The sequence below is a fragment of the Bartonella sp. DB5-6 genome (genome assembly GCF_000278115.1).
GTDB classification, from domain to species: domain Bacteria; phylum Pseudomonadota; class Alphaproteobacteria; order Rhizobiales; family Rhizobiaceae; genus Bartonella; species Bartonella refiksaydamii.
Map to the genome: position 1 here is coordinate 81,553 of NZ_JH725121.1, position 1,098 is coordinate 82,650.

At 39.8% G+C, this 1,098-nt stretch carries 1 protein-coding gene and 1 pseudogene; both read left to right on the plus strand.

Annotated elements, in window-relative coordinates; genetic code table 11:
- On the plus strand, positions 1 to 578 hold a 578-nt coding region (locus tag MCO_RS07790), incomplete at its 5' end, for a BID domain-containing T4SS effector (RefSeq protein WP_007553636.1).
- A gap of 304 nt (positions 579 to 882) precedes the next feature.
- A pseudogene (locus tag MCO_RS11325) lies at positions 883 to 1,098 on the plus strand (BepD protein); the annotation flags it as partial.

Sequence of the window (1,098 nt, forward strand, 5' to 3'; positions counted from 1 at the left end):
GGGCATATGGGGGGCAAGACTCCATACAACAAGAAAATCCTATCTACGACGGATTGGGTACAGAAAATGCAACCCCTCCTAGATCCCCGAAAGATGAAGTTACTTCAAAGCTTTTACAAAATACAAACTTCCAATATGGTGTAACAGAAGTCCAAAAATGGTGCAAAGTTGTTTATGGTAACGAACATGCTTTGAATAACCAGCTTGCTCAGATTCTTGATAATCCTCAGAAAGGAGAACTAATCACATGGGAAGTTGCAGCAAATCCTGAAGGTGTAAATAAACTTGCGGGTCAAAAAGTACTTGGCGTGAAATCCTCACAACGCAGGGAAGCTGAAGAAGGTTTTATTTCCCTTTGTGCAGCTCTTGATAAGCATGTAGAAACTGTACAAAAACTACACAAAGATTTTACACGTGATCAAGCAAAACAACAAAGCCCTGAAAGAGGAGAATCTTCAGAAAGAGCACACAGACATCATCATCAACATGCCGGAGAAGAACGCCATACTTCCCCACAGCGCGAAGTGCAACCACGCAGCAGACATGAAAGCGGAAAAGGAATGGCTTTTGCGATGTAAGTTACATAAATTTTTATCTGATCTCTTAGCGCAATTCATTTTATAGGGATTGCGCTAAAATTTTTTGTGCAATGTTACGGAAAAGTTTCATCAAAATAGCCCCCATAATTTTATTTAACTTATTGATAAAATTTCATAAAAAAACTGTATAAAAGACATAAATATCGATTACGATAACCACGAATAGCGAAGGATCTTTGGAGATCATTCAAATGGACATCCTCCTTCGTATTAAAGCTATCGAAGCATAAAGGTGGAGAGGCGCCAAAGAAGTTCTCTAAAACAATTCTTGAAAGGAACATATATGAAAAAGAATTATCCATCCTCTTCTCCACAAGTTAACCAAGAAGCCCTTTATGCAACGGTTAATAAACAACACAAAGGGCAAAGCCCTCAACAACCAGCAGAAACTGTCTACGCAGAAGTTAACATGGGTGCACATGGTGGGCGCTCCCCCCAAAAAGCAGCAGAACCTGTCTATGCAGATATTAACATAGGAGGAAACAAAGGGCGAAACCAC